Origin of the sequence: Halobacterium noricense (assembly GCF_021233435.1) — an archaeon.
In the GTDB taxonomy this organism is placed as follows: Archaea; Halobacteriota; Halobacteria; order Halobacteriales; family Halobacteriaceae; genus Halobacterium; species Halobacterium noricense.
The window spans coordinates 1864230-1881656 of the sequence record NZ_CP089468.1 but is presented as its reverse complement, the minus strand read 5'-3'; the positions used below and the strand labels follow the sequence as shown (position 1 = coordinate 1881656).

At 66.3% G+C, this 17427-nt stretch carries 23 protein-coding genes; 15 read left to right on the top strand and 8 right to left on the bottom strand.

Annotated elements, in window-relative coordinates; genetic code table 11:
- Window positions 1-101 precede the first annotated feature (101 nt).
- Window positions 102-827 carry a ribosome assembly factor SBDS gene (locus tag LT974_RS09865; protein WP_232587499.1) on the top strand — a complete coding sequence of 242 codons (726 nt, stop codon included), beginning with the start codon at window positions 102-104 and terminating at the stop codon, window positions 825-827.
- A 30-nt stretch (window positions 828-857) separates the two neighbouring features.
- On the opposite strand, the gene LT974_RS09860 is transcribed toward LT974_RS09865, so the two are convergent.
- Window positions 858-1175: an FUN14 domain-containing protein gene (locus LT974_RS09860; RefSeq protein WP_232587498.1), complete on the bottom strand. Its 318-nt coding sequence runs from the start codon at window positions 1173-1175 to the stop codon at window positions 858-860.
- A gap of 105 nt (window positions 1176-1280) precedes the next feature.
- On the opposite strand from LT974_RS09860, the gene hflX reads away from it, so the two are divergent.
- Genes hflX through LT974_RS17765 form a run of 3 tightly spaced genes read left to right on the top strand, consistent with a single transcriptional unit; the run spans window position 1281 to window position 3175 of the window.
- Window positions 1281-2588, top strand: a complete 1308-nt coding sequence (hflX, locus tag LT974_RS09855) for a GTPase HflX (protein WP_232587497.1) — start codon at window positions 1281-1283, stop codon at window positions 2586-2588.
- Between the two features lie 39 nt (window positions 2589-2627).
- Entirely contained in the window at window positions 2628-3047 is a 420-nt protein-coding gene (locus LT974_RS09850) for a hypothetical protein (protein ID WP_232587496.1), read from the top strand.
- A complete protein-coding gene (locus LT974_RS17765; RefSeq protein ID WP_269785379.1) occupies window positions 3044-3175 on the top strand; it encodes a hypothetical protein in 132 nt (43 codons plus the stop codon). The genes LT974_RS09850 and LT974_RS17765 overlap by 4 nt, the downstream gene beginning before the upstream one ends.
- A 3-nt stretch (window positions 3176-3178) precedes the next feature.
- Here the strand turns inward: LT974_RS17765 and moaC are convergent, their stop codons facing one another.
- Genes moaC through LT974_RS09830 form a run of 4 tightly spaced genes read right to left on the bottom strand, consistent with a single transcriptional unit; the run spans window position 3179 to window position 6547 of the window.
- The gene (gene moaC, locus LT974_RS09845; protein ID WP_269785378.1) at window positions 3179-3736 is read right to left on the bottom strand and encodes a cyclic pyranopterin monophosphate synthase MoaC; all 558 of its coding nucleotides are present in this window, start codon (window positions 3734-3736) and stop codon (window positions 3179-3181) included.
- A complete protein-coding gene (locus tag LT974_RS09840; RefSeq protein WP_232587495.1) occupies window positions 3729-5285 on the bottom strand; it encodes an NAD(P)H-hydrate epimerase in 1557 nt (518 codons plus the stop codon). Before LT974_RS09840 ends, moaC begins: the two co-directional genes overlap by 8 nt.
- Window positions 5286-5336: 51 nt before the next feature.
- On the bottom strand, window positions 5337-5615 hold the full coding sequence (locus tag LT974_RS09835) for an acylphosphatase (protein ID WP_232587494.1): 279 nt from the start codon (window positions 5613-5615) through the stop codon (window positions 5337-5339).
- Between the two features lie 41 nt (window positions 5616-5656).
- Window positions 5657-6547: a DNA-3-methyladenine glycosylase family protein gene (locus LT974_RS09830; protein WP_232587493.1), complete on the bottom strand. Its 891-nt coding sequence runs from the start codon at window positions 6545-6547 to the stop codon at window positions 5657-5659.
- A gap of 88 nt (window positions 6548-6635) precedes the next feature.
- On the opposite strand from LT974_RS09830, the gene LT974_RS09825 reads away from it, so the two are divergent.
- On the top strand, window positions 6636-7022 hold the full coding sequence (locus LT974_RS09825; protein ID WP_232587492.1) for a DUF555 domain-containing protein: 387 nt from the start codon (window positions 6636-6638) through the stop codon (window positions 7020-7022).
- A 51-nt stretch (window positions 7023-7073) separates the two neighbouring features.
- Here LT974_RS09825 and LT974_RS09820 read toward each other — a convergent pair whose 3' ends face one another.
- Window positions 7074-7313, bottom strand: a complete 240-nt coding sequence (locus LT974_RS09820) for a UPF0058 family protein (protein ID WP_232587491.1) — start codon at window positions 7311-7313, stop codon at window positions 7074-7076.
- Between the two features lie 136 nt (window positions 7314-7449).
- Here LT974_RS09820 and LT974_RS09815 point away from each other — a divergent pair, with 136 nt between their 5' ends.
- Window positions 7450-7848, top strand: a complete 399-nt coding sequence (locus LT974_RS09815) for a translation initiation factor IF-2 subunit beta (RefSeq protein ID WP_232587490.1) — start codon at window positions 7450-7452, stop codon at window positions 7846-7848.
- A 5-nt stretch (window positions 7849-7853) separates the two neighbouring features.
- Here the strand turns inward: LT974_RS09815 and LT974_RS09810 are convergent, their stop codons facing one another.
- Window positions 7854-8036, bottom strand: a complete 183-nt coding sequence (locus LT974_RS09810; RefSeq protein WP_232590247.1) for a DUF7836 family putative zinc-binding protein — start codon at window positions 8034-8036, stop codon at window positions 7854-7856.
- Window positions 8037-8663: 627 nt separating this feature from the next.
- On the opposite strand from LT974_RS09810, the gene LT974_RS09805 reads away from it, so the two are divergent.
- From LT974_RS09805 to LT974_RS09765, 9 genes are all read left to right on the top strand, one after another.
- Window positions 8664-9452, top strand: a complete 789-nt coding sequence (locus LT974_RS09805) for a class I fructose-bisphosphate aldolase (protein WP_232587489.1) — start codon at window positions 8664-8666, stop codon at window positions 9450-9452.
- A gap of 5 nt (window positions 9453-9457) precedes the next feature.
- Window positions 9458-10888: an aldehyde dehydrogenase family protein gene (locus LT974_RS09800; RefSeq protein WP_232587488.1), complete on the top strand. Its 1431-nt coding sequence runs from the start codon at window positions 9458-9460 to the stop codon at window positions 10886-10888.
- A 176-nt stretch (window positions 10889-11064) separates the two neighbouring features.
- Window positions 11065-11832 carry an HTH-type transcriptional regulator GlpR gene (glpR, locus tag LT974_RS09795; protein WP_232587487.1) on the top strand — a complete coding sequence of 256 codons (768 nt, stop codon included), beginning with the start codon at window positions 11065-11067 and terminating at the stop codon, window positions 11830-11832.
- The gene (pfkB, locus tag LT974_RS09790) at window positions 11829-12737 is read left to right on the top strand and encodes a 1-phosphofructokinase (RefSeq protein ID WP_232587486.1); all 909 of its coding nucleotides are present in this window, start codon (window positions 11829-11831) and stop codon (window positions 12735-12737) included. Before glpR ends, pfkB begins: the two co-directional genes overlap by 4 nt.
- 261 nt (window positions 12738-12998) lie before the next feature.
- Window positions 12999-14186 (top strand): PTS fructose transporter subunit IIC, encoded by a 1188-nt coding sequence (locus tag LT974_RS09785; RefSeq protein WP_232587485.1) that lies wholly within the window; start codon window positions 12999-13001, stop codon window positions 14184-14186.
- Between the two features lie 25 nt (window positions 14187-14211).
- Complete coding sequence (locus LT974_RS09780) at window positions 14212-14676, top strand: PTS sugar transporter subunit IIA (RefSeq protein ID WP_232587484.1); 465 nt, start codon at window positions 14212-14214, stop codon at window positions 14674-14676.
- Window positions 14673-14948 (top strand): HPr family phosphocarrier protein, encoded by a 276-nt coding sequence (locus LT974_RS09775; protein ID WP_232587483.1) that lies wholly within the window; start codon window positions 14673-14675, stop codon window positions 14946-14948. Before LT974_RS09780 ends, LT974_RS09775 begins: the two co-directional genes overlap by 4 nt.
- Complete coding sequence (gene ptsP, locus LT974_RS09770; RefSeq protein ID WP_232590245.1) at window positions 14948-16642, top strand: phosphoenolpyruvate--protein phosphotransferase; 1695 nt, start codon at window positions 14948-14950, stop codon at window positions 16640-16642. Before LT974_RS09775 ends, ptsP begins: the two co-directional genes overlap by 1 nt.
- Window positions 16639-17088 carry a PTS fructose transporter subunit IIB gene (locus tag LT974_RS09765; RefSeq protein WP_232587482.1) on the top strand — a complete coding sequence of 150 codons (450 nt, stop codon included), beginning with the start codon at window positions 16639-16641 and terminating at the stop codon, window positions 17086-17088. Before ptsP ends, LT974_RS09765 begins: the two co-directional genes overlap by 4 nt.
- A gap of 52 nt (window positions 17089-17140) precedes the next feature.
- Here LT974_RS09765 and LT974_RS09760 read toward each other — a convergent pair whose 3' ends face one another.
- A complete protein-coding gene (locus tag LT974_RS09760) occupies window positions 17141-17344 on the bottom strand; it encodes a hypothetical protein (protein ID WP_232587481.1) in 204 nt (67 codons plus the stop codon).
- Window positions 17345-17427: the final 83 nt, after the last annotated feature.

Below are 17427 nucleotides of genomic sequence, written 5' to 3'. Positions count from 1 at the left end.
GGGCGCTGACGGTGACGTCACGGACGGCGACTCCACCGAGGAGTAGCCGCGTCGTCCTGGTGGGAAAAGCTCTTTTAAGTACACCCGCCGAAGTCACACGCATGATATCACTCGACGAGGCGGTGACCGCGCGCCTCGAAACACACGGGGAACGATTCGAAGTGCTCGTTGACCCGGACGCCGCACTCGCGATGAAGCGCGGCGAGTTCGAGGGCGAACTCGAGAACGTCATCGCGGCCCGCGACGTCTTCGAGAACGCCTCCCGCGGGGACCGTCCCGCCGAAGAGGATTTGGAGGAAGTGTTCGGGACGACCGAACCGATGGAGATTATCCCCGACGTCATCGAGCGCGGGGAGATTCAGATTACCGCCGAGCAGCGCGCGGAGATGCAGGAGCAGAAGCGCCGCAAGCTCGTCAACATCATCACGCGAAACGCGGTGAACCCGCAGATGGACAACGCGCCGCATCCGCCCGAGCGCATCGAGACCGCGCTCGAAGAAGCCGGGTTCACCGTCGACCCGATGGAGCCCGTCGAGAGCCAGGTCGACGACGCGCTCGACGCGCTGCGGCCCGTTATTCCGATTCGCTTCGAGGAGGTCACGGTCGCAGTGAACCTGCCGCCGGACTACGCGGGCAGCGGGCAGGCGAAGATCCGGGAGTTCGGCGAGCTCGACCGCGAGGAGTGGCAGGCCGACGGCTCGTGGGTTGGCGTGCTGACGTTCCCCGCGGGAATGCAGAACGACTTCTACGACCTCGTCAACGAGGTCTCGGAGGGCGAAGGCGAGACGACAATCGTCAAGGAGAAAGGCGAACTCGACACGCGCTGAGCTTCGACGCGACGACCGGCAGTTCCTCCGCTACCCCTTCTTGAAGCCGACGAGGAAACCGCCCGTGAAGCCGGCGCTGACCGACAGCGTCGAGAGGATGGTGTTCATCCAGGATGGCGGGGCGGCGCCGTTGGCGGCCTGCGTGATGTCGAGCATTCCGCCGGTGAGGCGGTCCCAGTCGACGGTGAGGATGCCCCGGGATTCGAGGAACTTGAACAGCGCGAGTTCGAGGCCGACGATGACCGCGATGAGCTTCGCGACTTTCTTCGCCGCGAAGCCGATGATGGCGCCGATGCCGGCGCCACCCCCGAACTCCAGGCCGAGCGACGTGAGATTGAGGTCCGGCATGGTCGCTCATCCGCGAGCGACCGGTAAGTCTCTTTTGTCAGACACGCTGACGCCATCGCGGGTGCGCCCGGGGCTTAAGTATCCTCGGCACCTACGACGTGACAAGTGACCGGAACAACGACGAAGACGGCGATCGTCGCCAAGCGTGTCGACGAGGGCACGGCCGACACCGCCGAAATCAGGGACCTCGTCCGCGCCGCGGGCTACGACGTCGGCGGCGAGGTGACGCAGACGCGCACGGCCGACCCGGCGCTCCAGCTCGGCGAGGGGAAGGTCGAAGAACTCGCGGCGGCCGTCGGGGAGACGGACGCCGAGCGGGTCGTCTTCGACAACCGGCTCGGCCCCTACCAGACGTACAACCTCGGCAAGCAGCTCCCCGAGAACACGGAAGTCGTGGACCGCTTCCGGCTCATCCTCGACATCTTCGGGCAGCGCGCGCACACGCGGAAGGCCCAGCTACAGGTCGAGCTCGCGGAGCTGCGCTACGAGCTGCCGCGCGCGGAAGCGAAGACGAGCCTCGCAAAGCGCGACGAACGCCCCGGCTTCATGGGCCTGGGGGAGTACGACGAGAGCCGCGAGCAGGACATCAAAGCCCAGATCAGCCGCATCCGGGACGAGCTCGCGAGCATCGAGAAGACCGAGCAGCAGCGCCGCGAGACGCGCCGCGAGTCCGGCTTCGAACTGGTGGCGCTGGCGGGCTACACGAACGCCGGGAAGTCGACGCTGCTGCGCCGGCTCGCCGACGACCTCGACGTCGACGAGAACGAAGACCTCCATCCCGACCTCGACACTACCGCCGAGTCCCAGAACCAGCTGTTCACGACGCTGGGGACGACGACGCGCCGGCTGGATATGGACCGCCGGGACGTCCTGTTGACGGACACGGTCGGGTTCATCAGCGACCTCCCGCACTGGCTCGTGGAGTCGTTCAAGTCCACGCTCGAATCTGTCTACCAGGCGGACCTCGTGTTGCTCGTGGTCGACGCCAGCGAGTCCATCGACGAGATTCGCGAGAAGCTCGTGACGAGCCACGACACGCTCTACGAGCGCAACGAAGCGCCCATCGTTACCGTGTTCAACAAGGTGGACAAGGTCGACGACGACGAACTCGCGGAGAAGCAGGAGGCGCTATCCGCGCTCGCGCCGAACCCAATCGCGGTCAGCGGCCGCGACGGTATCAACGTGGACGCGCTGCGAGCCCGCATCGACGCCGAGTTGCCGCCGCGCGAGCGCGAGACGCTCGTGCTCCCGATGACCGACGAGACGATGAGCGTGGTGTCGTGGGTCCACGACCACGCCCACGTCCGCGACGTCGACTACGGCGACGAGCAGGTCGTCGTCGACTTCGAGGCACTTCCGACCGTCGTCGAGAAGTCACGCGCGAAGGCCAGCGAGCTCGTCGCACAAGCGTAGCCGTAGCTTTTTGTTCGAAGACCGGACCAGCGGTGTCGTGTGTCCGTTGACGAACGCGAGGAGGTGCTCCGGAGTTCCAGCGAGGGGCTCCGAGAGACGCTCCGGAACCAACTAGCGGCCCACCGAAACGTCAACCAGCGCGCGATAGACCTCGTCAAAATCGGACTATTGGCGGCCAGTATCGCAGTATCGGATATCTCGCTCTCCGGCGTCGTCGCAGTCGTCCCGTACCTCGCTGCGGCGACGGTCGGATTCCTGTGTGAGTATCTGACGGAGGCGTCGCTGTTCGGCGACGCGGTCTGGGCGTCGGTCGCGGGCGTACTGTTCACGTCTGTGGCCGCCGGCTGTGTCGTTGCGACCCCGCCGCTCGCCCTCGTACCAGTGGTCTACGCCGCCGTTCCGGCCGCCTGCTTGTGGGGGAAAGAACGATACGGCTTCCCGACGAACACAGAACCATGAGTTCCGGCGTAGCTGACGACGAGCAGTTGAGCCGCGAAGAGCGCAGCCGGCGGTGGCGGGAGGAACACGACCTCGAACCGTACGCGCTCGAATACGAGGACGAGGCAGCCGACCTCGACGCGGAGTAGCCGTCAGTCCAGTTTTCGTTTCTCCTTTCGGACCACTTCCACGCCCTCGATAGCCGTGCCGGGGTACTGCCCGTCGTCGTCCTTCTCTGCGGCCTTCACCATGTCCCAGACGACGTTCAAGCCGGTCGTCACACCTTCCAAGGCTTCCATCTCGCAGCCGGTCTTCCCGGTCGTCTCGACGGCGACCTCCAACACCACGCCGTCCTCGCGCACGTCGAAGTCGGTCTCGACGTTCGTAATCGGAATCTGGTGGCACATCGGAATCGTCTCCCACGTGTGCTTGACCGCCTGGACGGCGCCGACGCGCGCGGTCGCGAGCACGTCGCCCTTCCCGATTTCGTCGCCGCGAATCGCCTCGACGGTCGACGCGGAGAGCTGAATCTCGCCGCGCGCGACCGCCCGGCGAGCTGTGTCCGGCTTGTCCCCGACGTCGACCATTTGCACGTCCCCCTCCGCCGTGGTGTGCGTGAGTTCGTCCTCTGGAGCGTCGGCCTCGCGGGTCGCGGATTCGCCGCTCCCTCGTTCCGAGGCCTCCGTCCCGTCGGCCTCGCGGTCACTCATCGCGACCACCCCACAGCGCCGCGGGCAGCGCATCCAGTAAGTCGGTGGCGAGCAGGCCGTAGTCGTGCTCGTCGACCACCTGGTCGCCGGCGTCGCCGTTTGCGTACGCGCCGATACTCGCCGCAGGGACGGGGTCGAGCGTGGAGAACATCGCGGCCGTCGCACCCGCGAGCACGTCGCCGGTGCCGCCGACGGTCATCCCCGGGTTCCCGGTGCGGTTGACGCGCGTCGTCTCGCCGTCCGAGACCACGTCGTACGCGCCCTTCACGAGCAGCGTCTGCCCGAGGTCCGCGGCGAAGTCCTCGACTGCATCGGCGCGCTCACGGGTCGCATCGCTCCCCGCTCGTCGTTCCGCGACCCCCTGACCGTCGGTCGCGCGCTCGCGCCAGTCCTCTTCGCTGCTCGCGGCTCCCGAATCGCCGCTCGCGGATTCCGCGGCATCCTCTCGGTCGGCCGCGCCCGGCCCCCCCATCTTCTCGAGTTCCCCTTGATGGGGCGTGCAAACGAGGTCCGCGTCCGTCTCGACTTCGGGGACGGCTTGGAGCGCGTCGGCGTCGACGACGGCGCGATCGTCGTAGGCCGCGAGGAACTTCCGGACCGCTGCGAGCGTGTCGTCCGAATCTCCGAGGCCCGGCCCCAAGACGACCACGTCGACGTCCGCGGCGCGGTCCAGAATCTCGTCGACGTGCTCGGGGAGCAGGCGCGTGCCGACGTAGGAGTCCACGATGAGGTTCTCGCTGTACCCCTGCACGGTCTCGGCGATGCTGTCGGGGACCGCGAGGTACGCGAGGTCTGCGCCGGCTCGCAGCGCCGCCTGTGCGCTCAGCGCGGGCGCGCCGGTGTAGGGGCCACCCCCGACGACGAGCACGCGCCCGAAGTCGCCCTTGTGGGCGTGCGGGTCGCGTTCGAGCTGCTGGAGGTCGCCCGGGCCGACGAACAGTTCCGCGGCTTCCGGGATGCCGATATCCGCGACCGTGACGTCCTCGCGGTCCGCGAGCGCGGGCTTCACGTCGTGGAACGTCACCACGCAGTCGGCGTCGACAGCGACGCCCGGCGTCTCGCCCGTGTCGGCGTCCATTCCCGAGGGTACGTCCACGGCGACGACTGGCGCGTCCGCCGCGTTGACGGCTTCGATAGCGGAGGCTTCGGGCTCGCGTGGCGCGCCCGAGACGCCAGTTCCGAGTACTGCGTCCACGACGACGTCCGGGTCGCCGAGCGCCAGCGTCTTCGAGTCGTTCACGACCTCTGTGGGGAGTTCGGCCTGTTGGAGCGCGTCCCAGTTCTCCCGACTGATGTCCGTGGTGATGGTCTCGGGCCGTCCGAGCAGGTGGACGGTGACGTCGTACTCGCTCAGGAATCTGGCTGCGACGAACGCGTCCCCGCCGTTGTTCCCGCGACCCGCGACCACAGCGACGCTCGCGCCCGCGGCGGCGGTCTCGCGGACGGCGCGCGCGACGGCGTTCCCGCTGGACTCCATCAACTGCTTGCGCGGCACGCCGACCGCCGCCGCGTTCCGGTCGACGGCGGCCATCCGCTCGCTGGTAATCATGGTTGGACGTTCGACGTGGGCCGCCGTAAAAACTCCGCGTATGGTCCGGCGCTACCGGCGAATCTCGAAGCCGTCGACACCCTCGGGGTCGTCGTACTCGGCTTCGACGTCGTCGACGCGTGCTGCGGGACTGCCTTCGTGGCACCACTCCACCATCGCCTCGACGGTTTCGTCTGGGCCCTCGAAGACCGCTTCGACGCGGCCGTCCCGGAGATTCCGCACCCAGCCGTCGACGCCGCGTTCGCGGGCCTGCTCGCGGGTGTTCGCCCGGAAGTAGACGCCCTGCACTTTCCCGGAGACCAGCACGCGTGCGCGAGTCCGCTCGCTCATGCAGTGGGGTGGGACGGCAATCGCCAAAAAGCTACGCGCGCCTACTCGTCGCCGCCCGACCGGAGATAGTGGAACAAGTACGTCTGCGTGTAGCCGGCGTACGGGCCGAGTTGCTCCCGAATCTCGCAGGAGGTGTCGGCGTAGTTGCCGCGGTCGCAGTCCGGGTAGTGCTCCTCGATGGCCGAACGAATCCACGTGTCCAGTGGGACGGCTTCGAGGTAGCCCAGCGAGAACAACAGCACGCAGTCCGCGACCTTGTCGCCGACGCCGACGAACTCCGTGAGTCGCTCGCGAGCGAGCTCGTACGCGCGGCCCTGCACGTCCCGCTGGGTGAGGTCGCCGGTGGCGACCATCTCGGCGGTGCGCTGGACGTACGGCGCGCGGTAGCCGAGTTTCAGCTCGCGGAGGTCTTCCTCGGTAGCGGCCGCCAGCGCCTCGGGGTCGGGGAACGCGTGGACGGTCTCGCCGTCGTAGTCGATAGGTTCGCCGTAGTGCTCGCGGAGCGACTCCTGCATCGCGAAGATGCGTTCGACGCGCATCTGCGCCGAGCAGATGAACGAAATCAGGCAGCCGAAGAACGGGTCGCGGACGATGCGGAGGCCGTCGTAGGCGTCCCATGCAGCTGTCGTGAGGTCGTCGTCAGTCGCGGCGGCGCGAATCTCGTGGAGGTCGTCGTTCAGGCCGAGCAGCTCGCGGACGAGCGGGTCCGCGTCGGTCGTGGACTGCCACTCGATTGCGGTGTCGGTCTGACGGACTTCCACGACGTCACCGTCGACGACCGTGCGGTACCACGCGCTCCCGCCGGACGCGCCGTCGGTCTCGTAGGTGGTGCCGTCGGGCCGCCACCAGAGGTACGTCTGTCCGCTCTCCAGGGTGGCTTGGACGTCGACCGCGCCGGCAATCTCGTCGGTCGGAATAGCGCCGCGCTCCATCTCGGGCGGGCTTGGCGGCGCTGGGGGAAGACGGGTTCGGTTCCGGGCCAAAGTTCTTCTACGTTGCGCGTGAACGTCTCACGTAGCCATGGATTGTAGGGTGGTCGTCGAGGCCGCAATCCCCGTCTACGACGTCGAGACCCCTGACGACGCGGTGCGCATCGCCATCGCGAAGACCGGCGAGCTCCTGAACCCGGACCTCAACTACGTCGAAATCAGCATGGGCGAGCGGACGTGCCCGCACTGCGGGGACGAACTCGACCCCGCGTTCGTCGCGGCCGACGAGAGTCTGGTCGCGCTCGAACTGGAGATGAGCGTGTTCAACGTCGAACGGAACGAACACGCCTCCCGTATTGCCCGCAAGGAGATCGGCCAGCGCCTGGAGAACATCCCGCTGGAAGTGCTGACCGTCGAGGAGGAAGGCAGCGAGGAGGGGGAGAGCGGGGAGTCCGAAGGCGGGGCGGACGGGGCGTAACGCTGTCGCTGGGGAGGTAGTGGGTGTGAGGAGACGTCGCGTGTCGCTACGTTAGTCAGCTTGGGCGGGGACGGCTTCCTGTTCCTCGGGTTCGTCCATCGCCGAAGTGATGCCGCCCGCGAGCGCGAAAACAGCCGCTTTGTGGTCAGTCTTCGATTTGTGAATCGATGTCGGTCGTACGCCGAGGTCCTCGTACTCGTCGAGGGAAATCTCGTCGGACTTGCACTCCTCGTAGTAGTTCCCGACCTCTGCGAGGAGGCCGTGGAGGTGGATGAGCTCCTGCTTCTTCATGGCAGCCAATTCTAACGGTCACGGGGTTATAGTATTATCCTGAGAGCTGTTACCACGGGTCTCGACTGTACGGGCCGAAATCGGGGCAACCCGGGCTTTTGAAAGGCTTTTGTGCGGGCCGCTACTTCGTTGGGGTATGGATTACGAGGAGCAACTCGACCGCGCGATGCAGGAGAAGCCCGACGTCGCGGGCAGCGAGAGCCGGTTCGAGGTTCCGGAGCCGAACGTCCGCGAGGAAGGCAACGTCACGGTGTACGAGAACTTCCAAGACACGCTCGACCGACTCGGCCGCGAGCAGGACCACGTGCTGAAGTTCATTCAGAACGAGCTCGGGACGAGCGCCCAGATCGACGAGAACGGGCGCGCCCGATTCACTGGCGGGTTCCGTCAGCGCCGCGTCGAGGACGTGCTCGACGAGTACGTCGACACGTACGTCACGTGCCCCGAGTGCGGGCTGCCGGACACGAATCTCGAAATCGAGGACGACACCGAACGCCTCCACTGCGAAGCGTGTGGCGCCCGGTCGGTCGTCTAGAAGGGTTACTGGAGCTGTTTCAAGTTTTCGAGGTCGCGGTCGGTTCGCATGAACTCCGCCGTCCGCCGTGTGGCGTGACAGTTCGAACAGCTGAAGTTCTCGTCGTGGGTGGGCAACTCGCTCGGCGTGCTCTCCCACTGCTTTTGACATTCAGGACAGACCAACTGCACGTACGCCTCGTGCGCCATGCTCACCAGTCGAACGGCTGCCGGGAAAAAGGTTGAGGCCCCGTGTCGGGTGGTGTTCGGATAAGCAGACGAAAGTAGCGGAGACGACGTTGCCTTTTGAAAGGTCGAGCCGCGCGTGGCAGCTTTGCCGCCACGTTTCGCGGCGGTCGGCAGAGCCGCCCGCCCGCTCGACAAAAAGAGACGCGCGAACCTGTTCGCCCACGCGTCCAGGTCCGTGTAGGTGTACCGCTCGCCCGTGGCGTGGTCGACCAGTCCGACCCGCTCCGCGGTCAGCGCGGCGCGCTTCTCGCTCCAGGCACCGACCCAGTCCTGCGGCGTCGCCTCGAACATCGTGGGACGTGATACTCGACAAGCGGGCTTGAAACCACGATCTCCCCCGCCGATCGCCGGTTCGACCCAGTTCGTGCACGGTATTCACACACGTTCGAAAACGAACCGAGAGATCCCGCCCTCGGATAATCTCGGTACACAGACGCTAACGAGACCGATTTGTCCGCTGTTCGGGCGACTCTTCTCGAGAGTGAATCCTCGACGATTACCGATGAAAGACATGTTGTGGGAAAACCGATACGAAACAATCGTATTCAGTACTACTAAGCGATTGTTAGTGCGTAGTAACACTCGAATATGAAGGTATCAGAAGACAATCCGCTCACGAGGAACGGTCGGTCGCTGATTCTGGCCCACGATCACGGCCTGGAGCACGGACCGGCCGCCTTCGAGGACGTGCCTGAACGGCTCGACCCTCGCGAGGTCTTCGAGATGGCGACCCACGACGCGGTGACCGGATTCGCCGTCCACAAGGGCCTCGCCGAGACGTACTACCCGTCCTACGAGGACTCGGTGTCGCTGCTGGCGAAGCTCAACGGCACGTCTGGCCTCTGGTCGGGCGAGCCCTACTCGCCCCAGACCTGTTCCGTCGAGCGCGCGGTCGAGCTAGGCGCTGATGCGGTCGGATACACCGTCTATGCCGGGTCGAATCGCGAACCGGAGATGTTCGAAGAGTTCCGCGACGTCCAGGAGTCCGCCCGGGACCGCGACCTCCCCGTCGCGATGTGGTCGTACCCCCGCGGGCAGGCGATGAAAAACCACCGCAGCCCCGAGGCTATCGCGTACGCGACCCGCATCGGCCTCGAACTCGGTGCCGACCTGGTGAAGGTCAAGTGGCCCCGCAGCCCCGAGGCGATGTCGCGCGCCGTCGACGCCGCCGGCGAGGCGAACGTCGTCCTCAGCGGCGGGTCGAAAACCACCGACTACGAGTTCCTCTCGCTTGTTGAGGCCGCCGTCGACGCCGGCGCGAGCGGCCTCGCCGTCGGTCGAAACGTCTGGCAGCGCGAGGACCCCGAGAGAATCCTCGACGCACTCGAAGGCGTCGTGTTCGAGGGCGAGAGCGCGAGCGACGTCTTGGAGCGGTAATTCAGATGGCCGCACAACGCACCCGACACGCGACCGGACCGCTGGTCCGCGGCAGGTGGACGGCCCCCGAGCGGACGGCGACCATCTCCGATCTCGCCGATGGCGGGACCTTCGAGACAGTCCATCTGGCGGGAGTCGATGACGTTGAGCGTGCGCTCACCGCGGCGGACGCGGCCCGGACGGAACTGCGCGAGACGACCATCCCGGAGCGAGCGAACTGGTGTCACGAGATCGCGGACGGCATCCGCGAGCGGAAGTCGGACTTCGTCGAGACCATCGTCCGCGAGGCCGGCAAACCAATATCGAGCGCGCGCGGCGAGGTCGAGAGCGCCGCCGAGCGCTTCGATCGGGCCGCCGAGGAGATTCGCCATCTCAAGGGCGAGTACCGCGAGGGCACCACCGACGGCCACGAGGACTGGGAGGCCCTCGTCAAGTTCGAACCCATCGGTACCGTCGTCTGCATCTCGCCGTACAACTATCCCCTGGCGACGACCGCCCTGCAGGTCGCGCCAGCGCTCGCGACGGGCAACAGCGTGTTGCTCAAACCGGCGCTGAAAACGCCCGTCAGCGCGGCCATGCTCGCGGAAGTCCTCGACGATGTCGATCTCCCCGAGGGGACGTTCAACTTCCTCCCTGGACGCGGAAGCGAGATCGGCGATGCGCTCGTGGGCGACGACAGGGTCGACGCCGTCGCGATGACCGGCTCGTCCGGCGCGGGGAAACGCGTCGCCGACCAGAGCGGCATCGCCAACCTCCACCTCGAACTGGGCGGGAACGCGCCCGCTATCGTCTTCTCCGACGCGGACCTGACGGACGTCGCGGACCAGTGCGCGAAGGGGTCGTTCAAGTACGCCGGCCAGCGCTGCTCGGCGGTGAGCCGGATCCTCGCTCACGAGGACGTCCACGACGACCTCGTCTCCGACCTCGAAGACAGGGTCCCGGAGTGGCAGCCGGACGACCTCTTCGAGGAGTCGACCAGGGTCGGTCCTCTCATCGACGAAAGCCAGGCCGAGTGGGTCGACGAGCTCGTCACTGACGCTGTTGACCGCGGCGCGAACCTGGTGTGTGGTGGCGAGCGGGACGGCACCGTCTACGAACCGACGCTGCTCTCGGAGATCCCCCACGACGCCCGGATCCTCCGTGAGGAGCAGTTCGGGCCAGTCGCGGCCGTTACGGAAGTCGAGTCCGAGTCGGCCGCCCTAGAGCTGGCAAACGAGAGCGATCTGACCCTTGACGGCTGTGTCTTCACGAGCGACTACGACCGGGCGACATCCGTGGCCAACCGGCTGGAGGCCGGTGCGGTCCGCATCAACGGCGTTCCGAGCCACGGACTCGGCGACATTCCCTTCGGCGGCAACGGGAAGTCCGGCATCGGGCGCGAGGGCCTGGGCGTCACGATCCGAGAGTTCGTCCGGCGCAAGTCAGTAATCCTCTGAGCAGATGGCGGCGTCGATAGCATCCGGCGGGTCGCGGCCGTCGGTGACTGGCGGACCCGCGCGACCGGCGATCGACGAGCGCGCAAATCCCGATATCGTGCATGTTCGGTAAAAAATATTCACAAACAACTATACGTTGGCGCGGACAATTACCGCGCAACGGCTACGCCTCGACCATGCTCCCCGAAGTACGCAAGCGAAAGATCGTCGGCCTCGTCACGGACCAGGGCGGCTGCTCCGTCGACGACCTCTCTGAGGAGCTCGAGTTCTCCAAGGCGACGATCCGACGCGACCTCAACGACCTGGCCGAACAGCAACTGATCGAGCGCTCCCACGGGGGCGCCGTCCCAGCGACCAGCGTCGGCGAAGAACAGACGTACGGCCAGAAGGAAGTCCAGAACCTGGAGGCCAAAATGGCTATTGCCGAGCGGGCTGTAGAGGAGATCCACGAGAACGAGGTGGTGTTTTTCGACGGCGGGACGACGACGATGCAGGTCGCCCAGACGGCCCCCCGAGACGGCTCGTTTATGGCCGTCACGAACTCGCCACCGCTCTCTCTGAAGCTGATACAGCGGGACAACGAGGTGAAGATAACGGGCGGGTCCCTGCGCGAACGGACGCGGTCGCTAGTTGGCCCCAGCGCCGAGCGGTTCATGGAGCAGATGAACTTCGATTTACTCTTTCTCGGGACGAACGCCATCGACCTCGATCAGGGTCTAATGACTCCCAACGAGGACGAGGCGCGGCTCAAGGAGCTAATGATCCAGAAGTCCCAGCGCGTGGTGCTGGTCGCGGACGGGACCAAGCTCGACGAGCAGAGCTTCGTCCGGTTCGCTGAGTTCGAGGACGTCGACACGTTCGTCACCGACGAGCCGCTGTCGGAGGCGGCCCGCGAGCCCTTCCAGTCCGCGGGCGCGGAACTGATCGAGGTGCGCGACAGATGATACTCACAGTCACGCTGAACCCGGCGCTCGATCACACGGTCCAGCTCGATGCGTTCCCCGCTCCGGGAGAGGTTGCCCGGACGGGAGACGCGACCGTCCACCCCGGCGGGAAGGGGATCAACGTCTCGAAGTACCTCGTTCACCTCGACGCGGAGACCGTCGCGACCGGCCTTCTCGGCGGCGCGTTCGGCCAGTTCATCGCCGACGAGCTTGACGAGGAGGGGATCCCCCACGACTTCGTCGAGATCGGCGATCGGACGCGGCTCAACACGACGATCCTGACCGACGGCGAGGAGTACAAGATCAACCACGACGGCCCGACCGTCGACCCGAGCGTCGTCGGCGATGTCGTCGAGACGATCCGGGGTGTCGATCCCGACATCGTGGTCGTGGCCGGGAGCTGCCCGCCGGGTATCGAGCCCCGACACGTCGACCGGATCGCTCTCGCCGGGGCCTGGGACACCGCCGTCGACGTCGACGGGGCGACGCTCCGGGAGCTCGACGCCGAGTACGCGCTCTGTAAGCCAAACGAGACGGAACTGGCGGCCGCGACCGGCGCGGAGACGGGGACCGTAGAGGAGAGCCGGGCCGCGGCGAGTCGCCTCCGTGAGTCGGGGTTCGAGCGCGTGGTCGCGTCCCTCGGCGAGAAGGGAGCCGTCATGGCCACCGCAGACTCGGTGTTGCACGCGCCCGCGCTGAACGTCAATATCGTTGACACCGTCGGCGCCGGCGACTCGCTACTGGCTGGCGTCCTCTCGGAGCTCGTCGCGGGACAATCGGACGCCGCGGCGCTGCGTGCCGGCGTAGCTGTCGCCTCTCGCGTGGTCAGCGTGCCGGGGACCGACATCCCGGCACTCGGCGATATCCAGTCGGATGTCGAGCGCGTGCACGTATCGGCACGGTAGCCCGAGACGGCGGCGCGTTTGATCAGTTATACTCAATTCGGGGACTCGCTCTGAAACGCGTGTGCGAACGTTTTCGAACGATAATTACGGACTATAGCGCACGTACCTCGTGATAATGGCTTTTTCAGTCGTGGTCTGTGTGTGTGTGTCTCGTCTCGCTGAGTGAACGCTAATCCCATAATTTCTCCCCTACCGTTCGAAAACATTCATTTTCGGTAATACTTTTCAACTCCTCACTAGATAATAGTGTAGGTTCCATCCATGTCAGACAAAGCAGAACGCGCGCTCCGGTCTCACGTGACCTCCGTCAAAGAGGACGTCATGACCGGCGTGTCGTTCATGATCCCGTTCGTGACGATCGGCGGTATCTTCCTCGCGCTCGGGTACGCCGCCGCATCGATGGGGCGAATCGAACTCTTCAGCGTCGTCCTGTGGCCGGGCGGCGCGACCGTCGAGAACATATTCGAGGCGTCGGGGTCCTTCTCGTGGTTCCTGGCTCAGATGGGGAATCTCGGGCTCACGATCATGGTCCCGATACTCGGGGCCTACATCGCGTACGCCATCGCTGACCGTCCCGGGCTGGCCCCGGGCTTCCTGCTCTCGTACGTCATCCAGCAGGGCGCAGTCGTCGAACAGGCCGGCCAGGTGATGGGTATCTCTGGGGGCAGCGCGGGCGCCGGCTACCTTGGCGCGCTGGTTGCGGGGCTGGCCGCCGGATACGTCGCGCGCTGGTTCAAGAATCTCGACGTTCCAGAGATGCTTGAACCGATGATGCCCGTCCTGCTCGTTCCGGTCGGGACGACCATGATTCTGTTCCCCATCGTCCTGTTCATCCTGGGCGTCCCGGTTGCCATCGCAAACGCCGGCCTGAGCGGTTTCCTCGAAGGGATGCAGGGCAGCCAGGCGGTCCTCGTGGGCGCGCTGCTGGGCGTGATGATGGCCTTCGACATGGGCGGCCCCGTGAACAAGGTCGCGTACGTCTTCGCGGTCGGACTGCTTGGCACACAGAGCGGCCCCATCACCGAGCCGATGGCCGCGGTGATGATCGCCGGCATGATCCCCCCGATCGGAATGGGGCTGGCGAACCTCATTGCGCCTCACAAGTACGCCGCGGAGATGTACGAGAACGCAAAGAGCGGCATCCTCATGGGCTTTTCCTTCATCACCGAGGGCGCAATCCCTTACGCGGCCGCCGACCCCATCCGCGTCATCCCGAGCATCATGATCGGGAGCGCGACCGGGGCCGCGGCCGCGATGGTGCTAGACGTAACGATGCCCGCGCCCCACGGCGGTATCTTCGTGGTTCCCCTGTCGAACAGCCCGTTCCTGTTTCTCGCCTGTGTCCTCCTCGGCTCGTTCGTGACGGCCGTCGTGGTCACAGTTGTCAAACCCGACTACGAGGACCGCGTCGCCGAGGCGGGCGAGACCGCGGCCCAGACCAGCGATTAAGACCCTTCGGACCCATATGTCAATAATGGATACTAATACGATCGAATCGATACTGACGACGGATCTGACATCCCTTTCGGAACCGCCCGCTGAGAAGGCGGCCTGCATCGAGTTCCTGCTGGACCTCGCGGTCGACGCGGGGCGAGTCACCGACCGCAACGCGGCCCTCGACGCACTCCTCGCTCGCGAGGAGGAGACGACAACGGGCGTGGGAAAGGGGATCGGCATCCCGCACACCCAAACTGAGGCCGTGGACCGGCCGACGGTCGCGTTCGCTCGCTCCGAAGAGGGGATCGACTTCGGCGCGATGGACGGCTCGCTCGCTCACCTGATCTTCATGATCCTTGTGCCCGCCGGGGGTGAGGACGAGCACCTCAGCATCCTGAGTTCGCTCTCGCGGTCGCTCATGCACGACGAGGTTCGGGACTCCCTCTACGAGGCGGAGTCCCCGGAGGAGGTGCGGGAGGTCGTCACGGAGGCTCTGGCATGACCGACCGCGTCGTCACCGTCGTCCCCGAGGCGGGGCTCCACGCCCGGCCGGCCGCTGAGTTCGTCGAGACGGCAAACGAGTACGACTGCAAGATCGAGGCCGGCCTCGCGGACAACGGCGAGCGGGTCGACGCCCGATCAATGCTGGCCGTGACGAGCTTGGGCGCCGGTTGCGGAGACAACGTCGCCCTGAGCGCGGAGGGAGAGGACGCCGAGGACGCGCTCGACGCCCTCGAAGCGGTCCTCTCGACGTCCGAGGGGGACGGCGGATGATGGCCCAACGCGTCCTCTCCGGGGCCGGTGCGGTGCCCAGTTCGGGAGTCGGGATCGTCGCGTGGTACGAGCCGGACGCGGAGCTGCCTGATCCGCCGGACCCCGAGCGCGTCGACGGAGAGGCGGAGCACGAGCGCTATGAGGCCGCCCGCGAGGAGGCCCGCGAGGAACTGCAAGTCGAGCGAGAGCGCCTGCGCGAGCGCGTCGGCGAGGAGGAGGCCGATGTGTTCGGCTCTCACATCCAGTTTCTCGACGACCCCCAACTGATAGAGCCCGTCGAGACCGAGATTGAGGGCGGACTTCCGGCCGAACACGCTGTGGTTGAAGGGTTCAAGGCACCGATATCGCAGTTCGAGTCCATGGAGGGCCGAATGGCCGAGCGGGCCGACGACCTGCGCGACCTGCGTGACCGGCTTGTCCGGATCCTCACCGATAGCGAGCGGACGGACCTCACCGCGCTGCCCAAGGGCACCATCTTGCTCGCCGAGCGGCTCACACCGAGCGACACGGCACAGCTCGATCCGGACCGCATCGCCGGCTTCGTCACCGCGGTGGGCGGTCGGACCTCTCACGCCGCCATCTTCGCCCGGTCGCTCGCCATCCCGGCCGTCGTTGGGGTTGGAGAGGAGCTGCTGGCCGTCGAGAGCGAGAGCGAAGTCGTCGTCGACGGCGACGCGGGCGAAGTGGTTGTCGAACCCGACGAGGAGACCAAAGAGCGGGCCGCGGGCGGCCGTGACGTCGAGATTCTCGAGGGGCCCGTCGAGACGTCCGACGGCCGGCAAATCGAGGTCGCCGCTAACCTCGGGACCGCCGCGGAGCTAGCGGGCGCTGTCGAGCAGGGGGCCGACGGGATCGGCCTCTTCCGGACGGAGTTTCTCTTCCTCGACCGCGAGCGACCGCCCGACGAGGACGAGCAGTACGAGACCTACGCCGAGGCGCTCCGGGCGTTTCCGGACGGACGCGTCGTCGTCCGAACTCTCGACATCGGGGGCGACAAGCCGATCCCGTACCTGGACCTCCCCGACGAGGAGAATCCCTTCCTGGGCCAGCGGGGGATCAGGCGCTCGCTGGGCCCCGACGGAGACCTCTTCGAGACGCAACTGCGCGCGCTGTTGCGGGCCGCGGCCGTCGAGGGCGGGGATCTCGCGGTGATGTTCCCGATGGTTGCGACTGTCTCGGAGCTCGACAACGCGCTCGCGGCGGTCGAGTCGGTTGCGGAGCGTCTCGAAGCCGCGAATGTCTCCCACGGTATCCCTGAGCTCGGCGTGATGGTTGAGACGCCCGGAGCGGCGTTCACGGCCCCAGAGTTCGCCGACCAGGTCGATTTCCTCAGCATCGGGACCAACGATCTCATCCAGTACGTGATGGCCGCGGCCCGCGAGAACGACGCCGTCGCTGACTTGCACGACCCGCGTCACCCGGCCGTGTTGCGGGCGATCAAACGGTGTGTCGAGTCCGCTGAGGCCACCGACGCCTGGGTCGGGATGTGCGGCGAAATGGCCGGCGATCCGGCGCTGACGGAGCTGCTCGTTGGTCTGGGTCTGGACGAGCTCAGCATGAGCGCCATCACGGTGCCGGACGTAAAGCGGACGATTACTGAGACTGACAGCGAGGACGCTGCGGCCCTCGCAGAGAGCGCGCTCGCGGCCGAGACAAAAGCTGAAGTCGACAAAATCCTAAGAGATAAACCATGAACTTCGTCGCAGTAACGTCCTGTCCGACGGGTATCGCACACAGCCAGATGGCGGCCGAGAACCTGGAACAGGTCGCGGCCGACGACGGTCACGACATCAAAGTCGAGATCCAGGGAGCCATGGGCGTGGAGAACGAACTCTCGGCCGACGACGTCGCGAACGCTGACGCGGTCGTCATCGCGGCCGACACCTCGGTCAACCGCGACCGGTTCGAGGGGAAACCCCTCGTCAAGGGAACGGTCAAAGACGCCGTCAACGACGCCGAGGGAATGCTCGAAGACGCGATCGACGCCGCAGAGAGCGAGGCCGAAGCGGTGCCGGCCGACGGTGCCGGGGAGACCGACGACGCCTCCTCGGTGACAACCGAGGACGAGGCCCGGCCACAGCGGCGCGGCGGCGACCGGTCCAAGGGCCTGGTCGCCCGCCTCAAGCGGCTATTCTCCTGAGTGCTCGCGGCGATATTTCCGTCCGAAGACAACGTCGACAGCCGCGAGCCTCTCAAGCGAGCGCGGCCTCTAGCTCCGCGAGAAGATCGGCCGTCCCGAAGAAGGCGGGAACCCGCTGATGGACGCCGTTGGGCATCGCACCGAGGATTGGGATCGAGCCGGTCGAGGCCGCGCCACCGGCCGATTCGAGGATGTACGCCACGGGATTCGCCTCGTACTGGAGTCGGAGGACGCCGTCGGGGATCGACTCGGTCACCGGGTACCCCGGAGTCCTCCGCTGACGAGGATGTGATCGACATGGGCTCCCATCGTGCCGGTGTACCGAAGCTTGGTCTCCCC